Source organism: Methylobacterium brachythecii (assembly GCF_014196345.1).
GTDB classification, from domain to species: Bacteria; Pseudomonadota; Alphaproteobacteria; order Rhizobiales; family Beijerinckiaceae; genus Methylobacterium; species Methylobacterium brachythecii.
Genome location: NZ_JACIDN010000007.1, coordinates 57452 through 72819, shown reverse-complemented (window position 1 = coordinate 72819; position 15368 = coordinate 57452). Strand labels below are relative to the sequence as shown.

Annotated in this window: 13 protein-coding genes and 1 tRNA gene; 5 read left to right on the top strand and 9 right to left on the bottom strand. The window is 65.2% G+C overall.

From position 1 onward, the window contains the following. Positions 1 to 22 precede the first annotated feature (22 nt). From dnaN to rpsT, 3 genes are all read right to left on the bottom strand, one after another. Positions 23 to 1144 carry a DNA polymerase III subunit beta gene (gene dnaN, locus GGR33_RS18510; RefSeq protein WP_183507943.1) on the bottom strand — a complete coding sequence of 374 codons (1122 nt, stop codon included), beginning with the start codon at positions 1142 to 1144 and terminating at the stop codon, positions 23 to 25. 200 nt (positions 1145 to 1344) lie between these two features. After that, the gene (gene dnaA, locus GGR33_RS18505) at positions 1345 to 2868 is read right to left on the bottom strand and encodes a chromosomal replication initiator protein DnaA (RefSeq protein WP_183507941.1); all 1524 of its coding nucleotides are present in this window, start codon (positions 2866 to 2868) and stop codon (positions 1345 to 1347) included. Between the two features lie 751 nt (positions 2869 to 3619). Then, on the bottom strand, positions 3620 to 3886 hold the full coding sequence (gene rpsT / locus GGR33_RS18500; protein ID WP_147046803.1) for a 30S ribosomal protein S20: 267 nt from the start codon (positions 3884 to 3886) through the stop codon (positions 3620 to 3622). Positions 3887 to 4145: 259 nt separating this feature from the next. Here rpsT and GGR33_RS18495 point away from each other — a divergent pair. From GGR33_RS18495 to GGR33_RS18485, 3 genes are all read left to right on the top strand, one after another. After that, positions 4146 to 4220 (top strand) — tRNA-Thr (locus tag GGR33_RS18495). Positions 4221 to 4698: 478 nt separating this feature from the next. After that, positions 4699 to 5532: a bifunctional allantoicase/(S)-ureidoglycine aminohydrolase gene (locus GGR33_RS18490; RefSeq protein ID WP_183507939.1), complete on the top strand. Its 834-nt coding sequence runs from the start codon at positions 4699 to 4701 to the stop codon at positions 5530 to 5532. Then, on the top strand, positions 5532 to 6038 hold the full coding sequence (locus tag GGR33_RS18485) for an ureidoglycolate lyase (RefSeq protein WP_183507937.1): 507 nt from the start codon (positions 5532 to 5534) through the stop codon (positions 6036 to 6038). Before GGR33_RS18490 ends, GGR33_RS18485 begins: the two co-directional genes overlap by 1 nt. Positions 6039 to 6059: 21 nt before the next feature. Here GGR33_RS18485 and GGR33_RS18480 read toward each other — a convergent pair whose 3' ends face one another. The 6 genes from GGR33_RS18480 to GGR33_RS18455 all read right to left on the bottom strand — a co-directional run bounded on the left by GGR33_RS18480 (position 6060) and on the right by GGR33_RS18455 (position 12567). Further along, positions 6060 to 7418 (bottom strand): dicarboxylate/amino acid:cation symporter, encoded by a 1359-nt coding sequence (locus GGR33_RS18480; RefSeq protein WP_183507935.1) that lies wholly within the window; start codon positions 7416 to 7418, stop codon positions 6060 to 6062. Positions 7419 to 7533: 115 nt separating this feature from the next. Next, positions 7534 to 8262 (bottom strand): amino acid ABC transporter ATP-binding protein, encoded by a 729-nt coding sequence (locus GGR33_RS18475; protein WP_183508355.1) that lies wholly within the window; start codon positions 8260 to 8262, stop codon positions 7534 to 7536. A gap of 196 nt (positions 8263 to 8458) precedes the next feature. Beyond that, on the bottom strand, positions 8459 to 9151 hold the full coding sequence (locus GGR33_RS18470) for an amino acid ABC transporter permease (protein WP_183507933.1): 693 nt from the start codon (positions 9149 to 9151) through the stop codon (positions 8459 to 8461). After that, positions 9151 to 9873 (bottom strand): amino acid ABC transporter permease, encoded by a 723-nt coding sequence (locus GGR33_RS18465; RefSeq protein WP_183507932.1) that lies wholly within the window; start codon positions 9871 to 9873, stop codon positions 9151 to 9153. The genes GGR33_RS18470 and GGR33_RS18465 overlap by 1 nt, the downstream gene beginning before the upstream one ends. A gap of 10 nt (positions 9874 to 9883) precedes the next feature. After that, positions 9884 to 10753 (bottom strand): amino acid ABC transporter substrate-binding protein, encoded by an 870-nt coding sequence (locus tag GGR33_RS18460; RefSeq protein WP_246413279.1) that lies wholly within the window; start codon positions 10751 to 10753, stop codon positions 9884 to 9886. Positions 10754 to 10926: 173 nt separating this feature from the next. Continuing rightward, positions 10927 to 12567: a porin gene (locus GGR33_RS18455; RefSeq protein ID WP_183507928.1), complete on the bottom strand. Its 1641-nt coding sequence runs from the start codon at positions 12565 to 12567 to the stop codon at positions 10927 to 10929. Positions 12568 to 13094: 527 nt separating this feature from the next. Between GGR33_RS18455 and GGR33_RS18450 the strand changes: the two genes are divergently transcribed. Together GGR33_RS18450 and GGR33_RS18445 are read left to right on the top strand one after the other, a co-directional pair. Then, positions 13095 to 14378 (top strand): dicarboxylate/amino acid:cation symporter, encoded by a 1284-nt coding sequence (locus GGR33_RS18450; RefSeq protein WP_183507926.1) that lies wholly within the window; start codon positions 13095 to 13097, stop codon positions 14376 to 14378. Positions 14379 to 14401: 23 nt separating this feature from the next. Continuing rightward, positions 14402 to 15328: an amino acid ABC transporter substrate-binding protein gene (locus tag GGR33_RS18445; RefSeq protein ID WP_183507925.1), complete on the top strand. Its 927-nt coding sequence runs from the start codon at positions 14402 to 14404 to the stop codon at positions 15326 to 15328. The last annotated feature ends 40 nt before the right edge of the window (positions 15329 to 15368 follow it).

Below are 15368 nucleotides of genomic sequence, written 5' to 3'. Positions count from 1 at the left end.
GGCGTGCCCTGGATAGCCCGGCTCAGACGCGCATCGGCATCAGCACGTAGAGGGCGGGCGCGCCCTCGCGGTCCTGGATCACCGTGGGAGAGCCCGGATCGGCGAGTCGGAACAGGGCGGTGTCGCCCTCGAGTTGGCCGGTGATGTCCAGCAGGTAGCGAGCGTTGAAGCCGATATCGAGCCCGGCCGCCTCGTAGTCGACGTCGAGTTCTTCCGTGGCCGAGCCGGAATCCGGGTTGTTCACCGAGAGGGCGAGGCGCCCATCCGTCATGGCGAGCTTCACGGCGCGGCCGCGCTCGGACGAGATCGTCGAGACGCGGTCGACCGCACGCGCGAACTCGTCGCGCTGGACAGTGAGGCGCTTGTCGTTCCCGGTCGGGATCACGCGCTGGTAGTCGGGGAAGGTGCCGTCGATCAGCTTCGAGATCAGGATGACTCCGCTCTCGAAGGAGAGTCGGATCTTGGCCGGCGAGATCTCGATGGAGACGCCGTCGCCGCCATCGTCGACGAGCTTCTGGATCTCGGCCACCGCCTTGCGGGGCACGATGATGCCCGGCATGCCGCGGCTGCCCTCGGGGGCATCCATCTCGACGCGAGCGAGGCGGTGGCCGTCGGTCGCCACGGCGCGGAGCTTGAGGGCGCCATCGACCTCGATCGTGTGCAGGTAGATGCCGTTGAGATAGTAGCGGGTCTCCTCGGTGGAGATCGCGAATTGCGTCTTGTCGATCAGGCGCTTGAGGTCGAGCGAGGCGATCGAGAAGGAATGCGGCAGCTCGCCCGCGGCGAGATCGGGGAAGTCGGCCTCGGGCAGGGCGCCGAGAGCAAAGCGCGAGCGGCCCGAGCGGATCGTCATCTGCCCGGTCTCCTCGCTGGTCTCAAGCGAGACCTGGGAGCCGTCGGGCAGCTTGCGGACGATGTCGTAGATCACGTGCGCCGGCACCGTCGTCGCGCCGGCCGTGGCGACGTCGGCGGCGATCGTCTCGGTCACCTCGATATCGAGGTCGGTGGCCTTGAGCTGCAGGCCTTCGGCCGAGCCGCGCAGCAGCACGTTGGACAGGATCGGGATCGTGTTGCGCCGCTCGACGACGCGGTGCACGTGGCCGAGCGACCGAAGGAGGGCCGCGCGCTCGACAGTGACTCTCATCGCAACAAACTCTGAACTTCGGAAGAACGCCAGCCGCCACCGCAGACGCAGTCTCGGGGCTGCGAACTTGGCGAAGCCGCACGCTCAAGGCAAGAGAGACGAGCCCGCCTTCCCGCGTGTATTGGCGCGGATGCGCATCAGGCGCAGCGTGGTGCGCTGCGCCTGATCATGATCTCGAACGATGAAGGGCTCGGCCGCAGCTAGTCCTGAAGCATCCGCTTCAGCAGCTCGACCTCGTCGCCGAGCACCGGATCGTCGCCGATCAGCTTCTCGATCTTGCGCACGGCGTGGAGCACCGTGGTGTGGTCGCGACCGCCGAAGCGCCGGCCGATCTCCGGCAGCGAGCGCAGGGTCAGTACCTTCGAGAGGTACATCGCGATCTGGCGCGGCTTCACCACGGCGGCGGTGCGGCGCTCGGAGAGGATGTCGGAGCGCGAGACGTTGTAGCGGCTGGCGACGAGCTTCTGGATGTCCTCGATCTTGATCCGCTTGGGCTCGCGGTTCTTGACGAGATCGCGGATCGCGGCTTCTGCCGTCTCCACCGTCACCGGGGCGCCGGTGAGGGTGGAATGTGCGAGCAGGCGGTTCACCGCGCCTTCCAGATCGCGGCCGTTGGCGGTGATCGCCTTCGCAACGTAGGCGGCGACGGCGGGGGCGACGTCGAAGCCCGGATGGGTGACGCGAACCGCGGCGAGGCGAGCCTGCAGGATAGAGGCACGCAGGCCTTCGTCGAGCGAGCCGATCTCAACGACGAGGCCGCCGGCGAGGCGCGAGCGGACGCGCTCGTCCAGGGCTTCCAGCTCGGTCGGCGGCCGGTCGGAGGCGACCACGACCTGCTTGCCCGCATCGATCAGGGCGTTGAGCGTGTGACCGAACTCGGCCTGGATCGACTTGCCCTGGATGAACTGCACGTCGTCGAGGATGAGCAGGTCGATGGTCCGCAGGCGCTCCTTGAAGGCCAGTGCGTTCTGCGTCTTCAGGGCGTTGACGAAGCCGTACATGAAGCGGTCGGCGGTGAGGTAGATCACCCGGCGGCCGGCTTCACGGGCGGCGTGGCCGATGCCGTGCAACAGATGGGTCTTGCCGAGGCCGACGCCGGCATGGACGTAGAGCGGATTGTAGAGGGCGCCTTCCCCGTCATGGCGCGAGACCCGCTCGCCGGCTGCATGCGCCAGGGCGTTGGAGCGGCCAACCACGAAGCTCGCGAAGGTCAGGCGCGGGTCGAGCGGCGCGCTGCTGAGGTCGCCCCCGGAGGCGTCGCCGGTCGCCGCACGGGCGGCCCCGGCATCGGACGGCGCTCCGGCGGCAGCACCCTGAAATGGGGCCGACGGTCTATTGGCGGGGTAATGTGCGAGTGGGCTGGCAGGGACGGCCGGCTTGGCGGCAGTGACGGCCGGGCGCGGCGTCGAAGACGGTCCGCGCACGCCGACGTCGAGGCGCACGACGTCGTCGAGCTCGGATTTGAAGGTGTTGAGCACTCGGTCGATGTAATGCGACTCGATCCAGCTCTTGAGGAAGCGCGTCGGAACGCTCAGGCGCGCGACGCCGCCGACTACGTCCTCGAGTTCCAGACGGGCGAACCAGCTCGCGAATACGTCTTCGCCGAGCTCGGCCCGCAGCCGCCGCTTCACGCGCGTCCAGGCAGCCTGAACGTCGCCGGCGCCGTTGCCGCCCCTGCCGTTCCCGTCGCCGTTGCCGTCCGTCCTGCTGCCGTCGAGCTGCATAACCTGACTCTCCTCGCATCCGGGGCGGCGGAGCCCGCCGGGGACACGTACGCTCACGCTACTTGAAGGAGACCTCAGCGAGTCGCGAGGCCTCCTGATCCACTTGCCGTGTCAAGCCCTCGAACAGGACCAGCGACCGGCAGAACCGGTCTATCAACAATCCTCTATCGTTCTCCTAACACCGGGAAGTGCGGGGATAGCTTCTGCGCCCCCGGCAGGCACTTCATGCAGCCTTTTGGAGTCGAAGCAGAGGTGCGGATCTTGGGGACGACTCGGGCGCAAGCCGTTGACACTTCGGACCTGATCGGCCGTAGCAAGGTTTTGTTAAGCTACAGGGTCCGGTGCATTCAGCGCAACTGAATCGATTCAGATTAGCGTTAACGCGGTCTGAACGGAGTGCTTGAGCGGCGTTGCAAGAGGTCCGCTGGGACAAGTCCTACGAATCTGTGCACAACTCCTGGGCCCTCGGGGAAAACCAGAGGTCAAGCGGTTGGCGACTCGGGCGGCGGGCGAACGGCGAAACTTGCGCTTCAGGACATTCGAAAAGGCTGCCGAGTCCAAGTCATGCCCCCTCGCAGCGGCCACCAGACGCGTCCGATCCGGCGTCACAGATCAGGGTAGGCTTTCAGGGCGGTATCCGCGTTCGACCGGACCGCCGTCACGATCCGAGTATGCTCACTCGGATCGCACGCACGAAAAAGCCCGGCGCGAGGGCCGGGCTCTTTTCGTCAGCGATGCCGGGTGCGGCGGATCAGGCAGCCAGCGCCTTCACGCGGGCAGCGAGGCGCGAGACCTTCCGCGAGGCATTGTTCTTATGAACGATGCCGTTCTGGGCAGCCTTCATCAACTCGGGCTCGGCAGCGCGGAGCGCGGCGGCAGCCTGCGTCTGGTCACCGGAGGCGATGGCTTCCTCGACCTTGCGGACGAAGGTGCGCATACGCGAGCGGCGCGAGCGGTTGATCGCCGTGCGCTTGGCGATCTTGCGGGTCATTTTCTTGGCCGACACGGTGTTGGCCATGGGGCATCCTCGTCTCTATGGGCGACACCGCCGCGGCCTGGTGACAGGCGAGCATCCGGTCGACGCGTCAGGTGTGATCAGGCAAAAGCGACGCAGCCGGTCCGCGAAGCGCGTCCGGAGGCAGAGCCGGCTCTATAGCCACGGGTTCGGATTGCGTCAACGGATGGATGCAAACCTGCCGCAGAGGCCGTTGCCAAGCCCGATCCGATCCGTTAGAGCCGCCACCTGCCGGACGGAGCCGTTTCGCTCGTCCCAGCATGCTGCGGTAGCTCAGTGGTAGAGCACCTCATTGGTAATGAGGAGGTCGTGGGTTCGATCCCCCCTCGCAGCACCAGAACTCTCTTTCCGAACAGATAGTTGGATCGTTCTGACGGCTTCGAGTCGCGGAGCGGCTGCGAGTAGTGCCGACCTTCGCGAGCACCGTTTCGGAGATTGAGCGCGGCCTTGCACGACCGTGCGCTCGATCGGGTGTTTCCGCTAAGCATTCGTACGAAGGAGGCCGATCCGCAGTCGGAAACTGTGCAAGCGCTCATTCGGCGCGGCGGTTTCCATCATCGTTCGGCTGCAAAACCCGACGAGAACAGCGTGATCCGCACCAGATCGGACACTCGCCTACGCTCTGATTCGATCCGGAAGTCGCGAACTTTGGGGGCGAGGATCGGCCAAAAGCGGGCCGGCCCGCTTACGCGTTTCGCACGTTCGGGCTACGCAGACCCGGATCGTATCCGCCGAGATCAGTCCCTCATGCGTCGACCTTTCGCCCCTAAACGAGTGAGGCTTGGCACCTCACCCTGGAACGGAGCCGTCGTTCGATGACGAGCAGTCCCTATCACGGGGCAGCCGGCGGCCTGCCGGAGCAGTCCGCGCTGCATACCGGCCGGGCCGTCTTCACCGATGCCTATGCCTTCATCCCCAAGGGCGTGATGACGGACATCGTCACGAGCTTTCTGCCGTTCTGGGACAGAACCCGTGCCTGGATTCTGGCACGGCCGATGAGCGGCTTCTCGGAGACCTTCTCCCAATATCTGATGGAGACCGAGCCCGGCGGCGGCAGCGACCGGCCCGACACACATGCCGGCATCCAGAGCGTGCTCTTCGTCGTGGAGGGCGAGCTGACCCTCTCGCTCGCCGGTACCACGCATCGGCTGGAGACGGGCGGCTACGCCTATCTGCCGGCTGGGACAGACTGGACCCTCCGGAACAGCGGCACCGCACCTGCGCGCTACCACTGGATCAGGAAGCCCTACGTCGCCGTCGACGGCTTGGAGCGGCCCGAGCCGTTCTTCACCTCGGACGCGGCCGTCGAGCCGATCGCGATGCCGGGCACGGAAGGCCGTTGGGCAACGACGCGGTTCGTCGAACCGGCCGATCTGCGCCATGACATGCACGTCAACATCGTCACCTTTCAGCCGGGTGGCGTGATCCCGTTCGAGGAAACGCACGTGATGGAGCACGGGCTCTTCGTGCTCGAGGGGAAGGCGGTCTACCGGCTGAACCGCGACTGGATCGAGGTCGCGGCCGGCGACTTCATGTGGCTGCGCGCCTTCTGCCCCCAGGCCTGCTACGCGGGCGGCCCGGGGCGGTTCCGGTACCTTCTCTACAAGGACGTCAACCGCCATGTCGGCTTCGGCAGGGTCGGCGTGTGATGGCGCCGGCCGAGTCGAAAACCCTGACGGCACGGCCGCTGACCCGCGAGGCCTTCGCGCCGTTCGGTGACGTCCTGGACATCGGTGGCGATCCGCCGAAGCCCATGAACGGCGACCGGGCGCTGCGCTACCATGCCCTGGCCGAGGCACAGGTGTCGGGCAGCGATGCCCGGGTGATCGTCAGCATCGCCGTGTCGAAGCCGGTCTCGGGGCTCGTCGAAATCGCGATGGTCGAGCGCCATCCGCTGGGATCGCAGGTCTTCATGCCGCTCGATGACGGCGGCCTCCTCGTGGTGGTGTGCCCCGACGAGGGTGGACGCCCGGGCAGGCCCGAAGCCTTCATCGCAATATGGGGGCAGGGCGTGAACTATCGGGCCAACGTCTGGCACGGCGTCCTGGCCCCCATCGAGCGGCAGCAGAGCTACCTGATCGTCGACAGGGATGGGCCGGGCGTGAACCTCGAGGAGCATGTCTTCGAGGCGCCCTGGTTCGTCAGGGTGTCCTGACGCGATCTCGACGCGCCGGGATTAGGCCTGCGGTTCGGCCGCGACGATGGTGGCCATGTCCGGTGGCGGGCTGTCGAGTACGGTCTTGGCGCGCGCCTTGTCGAGATCGCCCTCCCAGGCCGCGACCACGACCGTGGCGACGCAATTGCCGATGAGGTTGCCCACGGCGCGGGCCATACCGATGAACCAGTCGACCGAGAGCACCAGCACGAGGCCGATGGCGGGGATCGTCGGCACCGCGTTCAGCGTCGCGGCGAGGATCACGATTGCCGAACCCGGCACGCCATGCGCGCCCTTCGAGGTGACCAGCGAAACGCCGAGCACGATCAGGAGATCGCCGAAGGAGAGCGGCGTCCCGGTCGCCTGGGCGATGAACACCACGGCCAGCGTCAGATAGATCGAGAAGGCGTCGAGATTGAAGGAATAGCCGGTGGGAACCACGAGGCCGACCGTCGACGGCTTGATGCCCAGATACCTGAGCTTGGCCATGATTTGGGGGAGCACCGCATCCGACGAGGCGGTGCCGAGAACGATGGTCAGTTCCTCGCGGAAATAGGCCAGGAACTTCAGGAGATTGATCCCGGCGAGCCGCATGACCGCGCCGAGGATCACGAGCACGAAGATCGCCACCGTGACGTAGTAGAGCACGACGAGCGAGAGCAGCTGCTTCAGCGAGCCGACACCGTATTTGCCGACCGTATAGGCGACGGCACCGAGCACGCCGAGGGGCGCCACGCGCACGATCAGGCCCATCGCCTTGAACAGGACGCCTGCGATCGCGTCGATCAGGCTGGAGACTTGGCGCCCCTTCTCGCCGCCGTAGAGCGAAAGGCTGACGCCGAACAGCACCGCGAAGAACAGCACCTGCAGCACGTCGTTGCGCGCCAAGGCGTCGAACGAGGTGGTCGGGATGATGTTGAGCAGGAATGCCGACAGGCCGCCGCCCTGGAGCTTGTGGGCGTTGTCCGCGAAGTTGCCCATGGCTTTGCCATCGAGCGTCGCGGTGTCGATGTTCATGCCGTGGCCGGGGCCGACGAGGTAGGCGATGACGAGACCGAGCGCGAGCGCCACCGTGGTCATGGCCTCGAAGTAGATCAGCGCCTTCACCCCGACGCGCCCGACCTTCTTGAGATCACCCGCGCCGGCGATGCCATGCACGACGACGCAGAACACGATCGGCGCGACGATCATCGAGATCAGCTTGAGGAAGGCATCGCTGAGCACCTTCAGCCCGATCGCGAAATCGGGCAGCGTCATGCCGATCACGACGCCGAGCACCAGCGCGACCACGACCTGGAAGAACAGCGATTTGTAGAGCGGCACGGCCGCCTTCGCGGGGGGCACCGGATGCAGGGCGGGCGAGGCAGTCTGAGCCGACATCAGGCGATTTCCTTCACGACGTCCCGGTTCGATCGCGGCTGCGCTGCCGAAGTCGGCGGCCGTCTCGCCTTGGATCGTCCGGGATTACTCCCCGTCTGCACGAGCGGTGCCGAGGCTAATGCTGTAGGATCTTCGAGAGGAAGTGCTGGGCACGCTCGCTGCGCGGCTTGCCGAAGAAGTCGTCCTTCTTCGCGTCCTCGACGATCTCGCCCTTGTCCATGAAGATCACCCGGTCGGCGACCTTGCGGGCGAAGCCCATCTCGTGGGTCACGACCATCATGGTCATGCCGTCGCGGGCGAGCTCGACCATCACGTCGAGCACTTCGCCGACCATTTCCGGATCGAGGGCCGAGGTCGGCTCGTCGAACAGCATGACGACGGGGTTCATGGCGAGTGCCCGGGCGATCGCCACGCGCTGCTGCTGGCCGCCGGAGAGCTGGCCCGGAAACTTGTCCGCATGCGCGGAGAGGCCAACGCGCGCCAGGAGGTCCCGGCCGCGCTTGCCCGCATCGTCCGCGCCACGTCCGAGCACCTTGCGCTGCGCCAGGGTGAGGTTGGCGATGATCGACAGATGCGGAAACAGCTCGAAATGCTGGAAGACCATGCCGACGCGCGAGCGCAGCTTCGGCAGGTTGGTGCCCTTATCCTTGACCTTCGTGCCGTCGACCGTGATCTGGCCGGTCTGAAACGGCTCCAGCGCATTCACGCATTTGATGAGCGTAGACTTGCCCGAGCCGGACGGACCGCAGACCACGACGACCTCGCCCTTCTCGACCTGCGTCGTGCAGTTCGTCAGCACCTGGAAGCTGCCGTACCACTTGCTGATCCCGTCGATGGCGATCATCGGCACGCCCGTCGCGGTGGCAGGCGGCGGGGTGACCAGCGGTCCCTTCTGCAGACCCTCGTCTCCGGGCGCCTCGGCAGCCGCCGCGACGGGCTCTGTGCCGCCTGGAGCCGGCATCGGTGTCGAGGTCATCGGCCGAAATCCTTTGCCGCATTGTTGTCACGCGAACCGGCGGACATTTCGCTCGACCATGCTCTCATCGAATGATCGCCACGCGGCTGTGAAGTCGCCGCACGAGGAAGGACGCGGTGAAGCAAACCGCGAAATAGACGACGGCCGCGAACAGATACATTTCGACCAGCCTCCCGTCGCGCTGCGCCACCTTGGAGGCCGCGCCGAGGAAATCGGTCAGCGACAGCACGTAGACCAGCGAGGTGTCCTGGAAGAGCACGATGGTCTGGGTCAGCAGCAGGGGCATCATGTTGCGGAAGGCCTGCGGCAGGATCACCGTCGCCATGCTCTGCCAATAGGTCATGCCGAGCGCCTGGGCCGCCGCGGTCTGCCCCTTCGGGATCGACTGGATGCCCGCGCGCATGATCTCGGAGAAGAACGCCGCCTCGAACAGCGTGAAGGTGATCAGGGCGGAGGAGAAGGCGCCAACCTGGATCGGGGTCGGCGAGCGGGTCAGCCACGCGCCGATATACGGCACCAGGAAGTAGAACCAGAAGATCACCAGCACGAGCGGCAGCGAGCGCATCAGCTCGACATAGCCCTTGGCGAGATGCGTCACGCCCGGGATGCCGGACAGCCGCATCATGGCGATCAGCGTGCCGAAGGCTACGCCCATCGTCGCCGCCAATGCGGTCAGCGTGACGGTGAAGACCATGCCCTGCCCGAATAGGTAGGGGAGGGAGGATGCGATGACCCCGATGTCGAAATTCGAGAACATCAGCGCGTCCCCGGCACCGCGACGGAGCGTTCGAGCCAGGTCGCCAGCACGATCACCACGAGATTGATCACAATGTAGAGGACCGTCGCCGCGGTGAAGGCCTCGAAGACCTGGAACGAGAATTCCTGCATGGCGCGGGCCCGCGCCGTCAGCTCGAGCAGACCGATCGTCAAGCCGACGGAGGTGTTTTTGAGGTTGTTCAGGAACTCGGAGGTCAGCGGCGGCAGGATGATGCGATAGGCGTTCGGCAGCAGCACGTGCCGGTAGCTCTGGGCGACCGTCAGCCCGAGCGCCGTCGCTGCCATCCTCTGTCCCCGTGGAAGGGCCAGGATTCCGGCCCGGACCTGCTCGGCGACGCGGGCGGCGGTGAACAGGCCGAGGCAGACGAGCGCCGTGTAGAACGGCGCGTTCGGCAATTGCTTGATCGCCGTGCCGAGCTTCTCGGGAAGAAGCTCCGGCACGACGAAGTACCAGAGGAACATCTGGACGAGCAGCGGGATGTTGCGGAACAGCTCGACATAGGCCGTGCCGACGGCCTGCGCCGCCTTCGACGGCAGCGTGCGCATCACGCCGATCACCGAGCCGAGGCAGAAGGCGATCGCCCAGGAAGAGAGGGCGGTCGCGATCGTCCAGACGAGACCGGACAGGAGCATGTCCGCGTAGGTGCCGACTCCTTCGGGCGATGCCTCGAAGAAGATGCTCCAGTTCCAGTTGTAGTTCATCGATGCGCGGTCAGTACGCGGCCGGATCGGCGCTGTCGCTCGGCGAGGCGAACTGCTTCACCATGGCCTCGCTCATCGGGAGCTTGAGATTGATGCCGCGCGGCGGGATCGGCTGCGTGAACCACTTGTCGTAGAGCGCCTTGCCCTCGGGGCTCTTGTAGAGCGCGCTGGTGGCGGCATCGACCACGGCCTTGAACGGCGCATCGTCCTTGCGGAGCATGATGCCGTAGGGCTCGGGCTTGGAGAGCGCCTCGCTGGAGATCGCGTAGGCGTCGGGCGTCTTGGAGCTCGCGGCCAGCGAGGCGAGCAGCACGTCGTCCATCACGAAGGCATCGGCGCGGCCGGTCTCGACCATCAGGAAGGCCTCGGCGTGATCCTTCGCCGGCAGGATGGTGAGACCGAGCGAACGGGCGGTGTTGGCCTCGTTGATCATCTTGATGTTGGTGGTGCCCGAGGTGGAGACTACAGTGCGGCCCTTCAGATCCTCGATCTTGTCGAGCTTCTTGTCCTTCTTGGCGACGTAGCGGGTCGCAGTCAGGAAGTGGGTGTTGGTGAAGCTCGCCTGCTTCTGGCGATCGGCATTGTTGGTGGTCGAGCCGCATTCGAGGTCGATCGTGCCGTTGGCGATCAGAGGGATGCGCGTCGCCGAGGTGACCGGGTTGAGCTTCACCTCCAGCTTGTCGAGCTTGAGATGGGTCTTCACCGCATCCGCCACCTTCCGGCAGATCTCGTAGGCGTAGCCCACCGGCTTCTGGTCGCCGTCGAGATAGGAGAAGGGCACGGACGAATCGCGGTAGCCGATCGTGATCGCTCCGGAATCCTTGATCTTCTTAAGCGTGCCCGTGAGCTCCTCGGAGCGTGCGGGCGCCGCAAACGTCATCGCAGCGAAAGACGTCAACAAAAACAGGTGTCCGAGGCGCATTCCGCATCCTTCTCGCGAAAACATCCGGCTCCACGTCCGGCCCTACAGGGGCCGGCAACCGGAAATGTGCGAGCATTGTGTGCGCGCAGGCCGGACTTGTCATCCGGACCTGCGCAAAGGGCGTGCCGACTCTAAAAGTCGCGCTGCACGCGCATGCGGATCTGGGTCGCGTCGTAGCGCTTGACCGTATGGATCGGCACGCCGTTGGCATCGTTGCCAGGCCTCGTCGCATCGGCAACCCGGCCTTCGAGAACGCTGGTGCCGATATACGTGCCCTCGACGCCGATATCGAGATCCTTGACCGGCGACCAGATGATGCTCGCGCCGGCAGTGACCTGGCCGTTATCCCTGAGGACCGGGCTGACGGCGAAGGCCGCTGGGTTGGTGAAGGCGCTCGGCGGGGCGCCAGTCGCGAAGTTGGTGCCGAGCAGGCTGTAGGCCAGGCGCGTGCCCTTGTTGAAATTGACTTGGCCGTAGCTGCCGAAGAAGGCCGAGCGCCATTGCGGCGTCCAATAGTGCAGGTACGCAGCTGAGACGGTGAAAGCCTTCGTCAAGTCGAGCTTACCAGTGATCGGATTGACGACTGCGTCGGGTACGTACTGGTTGAACGAAGCGCCCTGGACGGGCGTCAGGTTCGTGGAATAACTGCCAGTCAGGTAGGTGTAGCCGGTGTAGCTCATGGCGCCTTCGGCGTAGGCACCCTGCAGGTAGAAACCGTCGCCCGGTGCGATCATCGGCAGGTTCACCTTCACGCCACCCTGGACGGCCCAGCCGTCCGCGGTCTGCGCGCCGGAGGTCACGCCGCGCGCGGCCAGGAGCGCCTGAGCCGCTGCGGCTCCCGGCGCCAACACGGCGCCAGATCCGGCCGTGGACAGGAAGCCGCCGACATTGGTTTCGTGCAAAGCGCCCGAGAGCTGTGCCGAGCCCCAGGGAGCATCGTAGCGCATCACGCCGACGAAATCGGGAAGGCGGCTGCGCTGGACGGCATCCAGATAGGCGACGCTCGTCGCGGCGAAGCCGTTCATGGTCAGAATGATCGGCGCAGGCGCGTTCGATCCGATCCCCAAGAAAGTCGAGGCGCCGACGGTGGCCCCCGTCGTGGAGAAGGTGGGCGAGTAGACCGGTTGCCGGCGGAAAGCCGGGTCTTCCATCGAGATGGTGGCCGAGAAGCCGCCTTCGAAGGCCTTGGTGTAGGCGAGCAGGTTGGTGGAGGCGATGTCGGAGCCGCCGGTGGTGCCGATCAGCTCGTAGTCGTGGGCATAGAAGTCGAAGAACGAGGAGGCGCGGCCCGCTGTGAGGCCGGCGAACTGAATGAAGGCCTTCTCCGTTACGGCGAAGTTCTGTACGCGGCTGTAACCATCCTGGCCGGTGGCGAAGAACGAGTTCGCGATGCGGAGCTGCGTCGCAGACGATAGCAGCGTCCCCGTACGGCTCGCCATCTCCTCGCGAACGAAGGCGCGCAGCGTGCCGTAATCGGTCTGTGTCCGCGCATCGAGCGAGATGCGCAGGAGCCCGCGGAACTGGGATGCGTCACCCGAGCCCCGGCTGCGGTCGGGATTGGGGATGGTGCCGGCCTCGAACCGTGCCCGGCCCGAGATACGAAGGCACGTATCGGTGCCCGGGATGTAGAAGAAACCCGCTCCATACGCGCCGCAGACGCGGACGTATTCGATCGGAGTAGCTTTCTTTACAGGCAGATCCGCTGCGTTGGCCGCTCCAATTGCAGCGAAGGTCGCAGCTCCACAAAGCAGCGCCGATCGAATTCCGTACATCCCAAAAACCCCCAGCCCCATTCCTGTGGCCCATCGATCGAACACGATGAGCCACACGACGTAATCTTATTTGTTCTGAGGATGTGACGTCTCGGGTCCGTTCGGATCCATCATCGAAACGTCCAGTGCCCCCGACGCGGCAACCGCTCTCGCGTTCGACGCATCTCGAAGGTCAATGCTCAGTTCTTGTGCTCCGATGTTCTATTCGTGAGCAACGACTGTTCATGCGACCCGAAATGAATTCCATCGCTGTTGAGGCGGCAGCACAAGTCCATTTCGGCATCACTGGCAGGATTAAGTGCACGAGCCCGGCGTGTGTGTCCTTTTGCGCACAATGCCGCAGGAGGCGCCCCGCCGGGACTCTGCGACACGAGAGAGCGATGTCCCACGACAATGCTCACGAACCCGTGATCCGATCTCCACACGTCGATTTATGGAGATTTCGTGATCTGCCACTTGCGCTTGGCTTATTTCGTGCTTCAAATCGGCCTGTAATAAAAAACAACCTGACGCGCTAAGGAGCAATCATGAGCGGCAGCCGGCTGACGACGATGATCTTCATCGGCATGCTGCTCGGCATAGCCGTCGGCTACCTTTGCAGTATCACTTGGCCGGATCCACAGACCGCCAAGGAGATCTCAGGTTATATTGCGCTGATCAGTGACGTCTTTCTGCGCCTGATCAAAATGATCATCGCACCGCTGGTGTTTTCGACCCTCGTCGTCGGCATTGCCCATATGGGCGATACGGCTTCCGTCGGCCGTGTCGGCGGCAAGGCTCTTCTTTGGTTCGTCGGCGCCTCGTTCTGCTCGCTGATGCTGGGACTGATCCTCGTCAACCTGCTCCAGCCCGGCCACAACCTGAACCTGCCGCTCCCCGACGTGGGCGCCGGCACCGGCCTGAAGGCGGCCTCGCTATCCCTGAAGGAATTCGTGACGCACCTGGTGCCGAAGAGCGCCGTCGAAGCGATGGCGAATAACGAGATCCTGCAGATCGTGGTCTTCTCGATCTTCTTCGGCGTCGGCCTCGCTGCCATCGGCGAGAAGGGGCACGCCCTGGCCGAGGGCGTCGAGCAGCTCGCCGAGGTGATGCTCAAGGTCACCGGCTACGTGATGATGTTCGCGCCGGTCGCCGTCTTCGCCGCCATCGCCGCGACGATCACCACGCAGGGCATCGGCGTGCTCGTGACCTACGGCAAATTCCTGGTGGAGTTCTACCTGAGCCTCGGTGTGCTCTGGTGCGCGCTGGCCCTCGCCGGCTTCCTGCTCCTCGGCGGCCCCAGCCTGATGCGCCTCTTGAACCTGATCAAGGAGCCGTTCGTTCTTGCCTTCTCGACGGCATCGAGCGAGGCCGCCTATCCGAAGACCTTGTCGAACCTCGAAAAATTCGGCGTGCCCAATCGCATCACCTCGTTCGTGCTGCCGATGGGCTACTCGTTCAACCTCGACGGCTCGATGATGTACTGCACCTTCGCGGTGATGTTCATCGCGCAGGCCTACAACATTCCCCTGAGCTGGGGGCAGCAGCTCACGATGCTGTTCCTGCTGATGGTGACCTCGAAGGGCATGGCCGGCGTGCCGCGCGCCTCGCTCGTGGTGATCTCGGCGACGCTGTCGCAGTTCAACATCCCAGAGGCCGGCCTGCTACTGATCATCGGCATCGACCAGTTCCTGGACATGGGCCGCTCGGCGACCAACGTCCTCGGCAATAGCGTGGCCACCGTGGCCGTCGCCAAGTGGGAGGGCCAGCTCACGACGACCGATCAAAGCCTCGATCGCGACGCGTCGCCCGTGCCGTCGCCGGCAGAGTAGTGGGTAAGGTCGGGAGCTGCGCCATGACGGTCGCCGAAAGACGCGCTTCGCCCTGGATCGCGGGCGGGGTTGCCGCCCTTCTGATGGTCGCGGCCGCGACGCCGAGCCGGGCCGTGGAGGTTCTTACCGGCACCATCAAGAAGGCTGCCGAGACCGGCGAGGTCGTGGTCGGCGTCCGCGCCAGCTCGGTGCCGTTCTCCTTCCAGGAGAAAGTCGGGCAAAGCGAGCATCCGATCGGCTACGCCGTCGACATCTGCCAGGAGATCGTTGACGACATCGGCAAGGCGAGCGGCCGCGAAGGGCTCAAGATCCGCTACGAGCCGGTCACCTCGGAGTCGCGCATCCCGGCGGTGACGTCGGGCAAGGTGGACCTCGAATGCGGATCCACCACCACCAACGCGGAGCGGCGCAAGAGCGTGGGCTTTTCGCCGGTTACGTTCATCAGCGCGACCAAGCTGCTGGTGAAACGCGATTCCGGCATCGCGTCCTACCGCGACCTCGGTGGCAAGAAGGTCGTCGTCACGGCGGGCACCACCAACGAGGCGGCTTTGCGCAACATCCTCGCGAGGTCCAAGATCCAGGCCGAGATCCTGATCGGCAAGGATCACGCGGACTCCTTCGCCATGGTCAAGGACAGCCGCGCCGACGCCTTCGCGACCGACGACGTGCTGCTCTACGGGCTCAAGGCTGCTGCCGGGGCAGACGGAGCGAGCTACACGGTCCTGCCCGAAAAGATCTCCTTCGAACCCTACGCGATCATGTTCCGCAAGGACGATCCGGCATTGGCGGCGCTCGTCACCGGCACCTTCGAGCGCCTGGCCGACTCGCGCGAGTTGCGATGGACCTACGAGAAATGGTTCATCAAGCGTCTCCCGAACGGGGAGCGCCTCGACATTCCGATGTCCGAGGAACTCAGGACGGCCTTCACGGTGATGGGACTGCGCGATTGAGGCCTTGCGGGTTGTTCATGCCGGCATACCACAGGTGGCA

Excerpts from the sequence above, each read along its gene's own strand:
- dnaA (WP_183507941.1), bottom strand. The coding sequence starts at position 2,868 with ATGCAGCTCGACGGCAGCAGGACGGACGGCAACGGCGACGGGAACGGC.
- GGR33_RS18445 (WP_183507925.1), top strand. The coding sequence starts at position 14,402 with ATGACGGTCGCCGAAAGACGCGCTTCGCCCTGGATCGCGGGCGGGGTT.
- GGR33_RS18460 (WP_246413279.1), bottom strand. The coding sequence starts at position 10,753 with ATGACGTTTGCGGCGCCCGCACGCTCCGAGGAGCTCACGGGCACGCTT.
- dnaN (WP_183507943.1), bottom strand. The coding sequence starts at position 1,144 with ATGAGAGTCACTGTCGAGCGCGCGGCCCTCCTTCGGTCGCTCGGCCAC.
- rpsT (WP_147046803.1), bottom strand. The coding sequence starts at position 3,886 with ATGGCCAACACCGTGTCGGCCAAGAAAATGACCCGCAAGATCGCCAAG.
- GGR33_RS18465 (WP_183507932.1), bottom strand. The coding sequence starts at position 9,873 with ATGAACTACAACTGGAACTGGAGCATCTTCTTCGAGGCATCGCCCGAA.
- GGR33_RS18485 (WP_183507937.1), top strand. The coding sequence starts at position 5,532 with ATGGCGCCGGCCGAGTCGAAAACCCTGACGGCACGGCCGCTGACCCGC.
- GGR33_RS18470 (WP_183507933.1), bottom strand. The coding sequence starts at position 9,151 with ATGTTCTCGAATTTCGACATCGGGGTCATCGCATCCTCCCTCCCCTAC.
- GGR33_RS18450 (WP_183507926.1), top strand. The coding sequence starts at position 13,095 with ATGAGCGGCAGCCGGCTGACGACGATGATCTTCATCGGCATGCTGCTC.
- GGR33_RS18475 (WP_183508355.1), bottom strand. The coding sequence starts at position 8,262 with ATGATCGCCATCGACGGGATCAGCAAGTGGTACGGCAGCTTCCAGGTG.
- GGR33_RS18480 (WP_183507935.1), bottom strand. The coding sequence starts at position 7,418 with ATGTCGGCTCAGACTGCCTCGCCCGCCCTGCATCCGGTGCCCCCCGCG.
- GGR33_RS18490 (WP_183507939.1), top strand. The coding sequence starts at position 4,699 with ATGACGAGCAGTCCCTATCACGGGGCAGCCGGCGGCCTGCCGGAGCAG.
- GGR33_RS18455 (WP_183507928.1), bottom strand. The coding sequence starts at position 12,567 with ATGTACGGAATTCGATCGGCGCTGCTTTGTGGAGCTGCGACCTTCGCT.